Here is a 2,839-nt window from a genome sequence, read left to right on the forward strand (position 1 = left end):
CCCGTTTGCGGCGCAGGCGCGCGCCCGCGCCGACGGCGAGCGCCACCAGGGGCACGACAGCCACGCAGATGAAGAGCTCGAGCAGCAGCCAACATGCGAAGAGGATGTCCATGGCACCGACGGCGATCACCGCGACCGCCACCACCGCCCACGCCGTCACCATGGGGAAGACGCAACGCAGATAGAGGTTCTGCACGCGCCCGATGTCCTCGTTCAACAGGGCGAGCGCGTCGCCGGCACCCAGCACAGCCGACTCGCCGCCCACTCCCGCGCCGTATGCCTCCGCATCGAGCCTAGAAGCATCCCCCACCGCCAGCAGGCGCTCGAAGGCGAGGAAGAGCCGGCGGCGCAGGGAGCTCGTCATACGGAGCACCCAGTCATGGCTCGCAAGGCGCTCGAAATAGCCCACGATCGGCTTGCTGATGCCGATCACCTGCACGATGCCGATGGGGATCAGCAGGGCGAAGATCGTCTCGGGCATGCGCGCGGCGGCCCCGATCAGCCAGCCCGAGACGAACATGAGCAGGCACGCGAGGATGGCCGCCACGATGCCCAGTCCCAGCGCGAGGGCCAAGACACGCCGGTAGCGCCTGAAGTACGGCGTCACCCAGCGATCGTTTCTGATCACCTCGGACCAGGGCTCTGATGGCTCAGCGTTCGGGTTGGATGATGACGCGCCAGCGGCCACTCCGTCGGCCCCCGCTGAATGGACCGGCGATGGGTGGACAGAGCTCGGACCCTTCGACGTCACGCCAGTAGGGAGCGCATCGGCAGGCGCTGCTCCAGCTGCCGTGAAATCGGCGGGGTGCACGTCTGCGGACACTGCGCCGGTTGGCTCCGCATCAGCCGGCGACGCACCGCATGCCGATGCATCAACGGGCACCCTGACATGCGAAGTCACACAAGGTGCCTCGGCCGGCACCTTTCCGCAATCCGAAGTCGTCGGCCGCAAATCCTCGTCGCTCCTGCAGCCCATCTCATCTCCCCTGCTCATCGCATGCCTCCCGCAGCAGCAGCCTCCGGCTGATCCAGAAGACCCAGGCTCCGCTTAATCACGCCCTGCGCCAGGAGCTCGCGCGGATCACCGGCGGCGGCAAGCCGACCGTTCGAGAGGACGAACACGCGGTCCATCTCGTAGAGCCAGTGGAGCCGGTGGGTCGCAAAGACCACGAGCCTGCCTTCCATGAGGGGCAGCATGCGGTCCTTGAGCTCGAGCTCCGTTTCGATATCGAGGTGGGCTGTGGGTTCGTCGAAGAGCAGGATGCGGCGCGATCGATCGACCCAGGCGCGCGCCAGGGCAACACGCTGGGCCTCACCGCCGGATAGCTCGCGCGCTCCCGCCCCGTCGCCGATCACGGTGTCGAGACCGTGTGGGAGGCTCGCGATGAGGTCATCGAGGCCGGCGGCATGCGCGGCCTCGGCAATCGCCTCACGCGTGGCACCGGGCGCATAGAAGGCTATGTTCTCGGCGATGCTCGCATGGAAGATGTACGGACGCTGCGGGAGGTAGAGCGCCTGGTGCTGCCACGCGGGGGCGAACAGGCTCGGCAGCTGCTGTCCGTGGGGCGCGGGCGCTGCAAGCGCGGGATCTGCCGGCGCGGCTCTGGCCGTCCCGGTTCCTTCCTGCGCGCCCGACGCAGCCTTCGACAGCGCCACCTCAACCGGCATGAGGCACGTCGACGCATCCCAATTCAGCTCAAAATCGCCCGCTACCGGGTCGAGGAATCCGGCAAGCAGGCTCACCAGCGTCGACTTCCCAGACCCGCTCGCCCCGATCACACCGACGCGCTCAAAGCCGCGCAGCTCGAAGCTGACCTTGTCGAGCGCTCGATGGGCGTCGGAGCCATCCGCCTCGGCATCCTCGAAAACCACCGCAGCTCCCTGACGCACCGCAGAACCGGCATCCTGTGGGGTGGGAGCCTCCGTGGCGGAACGGAACTCCCCGTTCACCGCAGACGGATCGCTTGAAGGGGCGCCTGCCTCCGCCGTGGAGCGGTCACCCCCGCCTGCCGCGAATTCGCCACCCGATGAAGCAGGAGATTCCGCAACGGAACGAGCTTCCCCGTATACCACGGAAATATCCCGCGCAACAAGCTGCGACCGCTCGCCCCAAGCACCCTCATCCAGCGGCGCCTGAGCGCGCTGCGGCGCGTCCACCAAGGCGCGCATGGCCGCAAGCGCCTGCTTGCCGTCGAGCGTGGCGTGATAATCGGCCGCGAAGAGCCTCACCGGACGGAAGTACTCCGGCACGAGGATGAGAGCCATCAGCGCCGGGTACAGCCCGATCTCGGCATCGATGAGCCGGAAGCCCAGCATGACGGAAACGCCCGCGAGGGCGAGCGTGGCGAAGAGGTCGAGGATGGCGCTCGAGAGCATCGCCGTCCGGAGCGTCCGCATGGTCGCCGCGCGCAGGCTCTCGCTCACCTGGAAGATCGACGCGGCATGAGATCGCGCGCGACCGAAGAGCCGCAGCGTATCGAGGCCGCGCAGGGCATCCAGGAAATGGTTGGAGAGCCGCGCCTGCTCCTGCTGGCGAGCGGCGGCCACCTCATGGGCGTTGCCGCCGACCATGACCATGTAGAAGATGATGAAGGGGAAGGCCATGAGCGCGATCACCGCAGAGACCGGGTCGAGCGTGAAGAGAGCGACGAGGAGCACCACGGGGATGACCGCAAGGTCAATGGCTTTGCCGAGCGCGAGGGTGAGATAGGCCTCAACCTGCTCGGCCCCCTCGATCACCAGCGCCGTGCCCGCGGCCGAGCCTGTGCCTGCGGACCCGTCCTCATCAAGGGCCCGTCCCGCGAGCAGGCGCTCGAGGGCCTGCCGCCTGAGCTCGCCC

1 protein-coding gene and 1 pseudogene are annotated in these 2,839 nt (G+C 68.0%); both read right to left on the bottom strand.

Annotation, left to right across the window (positions count from 1 at the left end; all coding sequences use genetic code 11):
• Positions 1–628, bottom strand: a pseudogene (locus tag CAP13_RS08550) (hypothetical protein); the annotation flags it as partial.
• Positions 629–990: 362 nt separating this feature from the next.
• Positions 991–2,839 (bottom strand): ABC transporter ATP-binding protein/permease (locus CAP13_RS08555; RefSeq protein WP_143764937.1); only part of this gene is annotated, 1,849 nt, incomplete at its 5' end.

It is taken from the genome of Collinsella vaginalis, from assembly GCF_900176655.1.
GTDB classification, from domain to species: Bacteria; Actinomycetota; Coriobacteriia; order Coriobacteriales; family Coriobacteriaceae; genus Collinsella; species Collinsella vaginalis.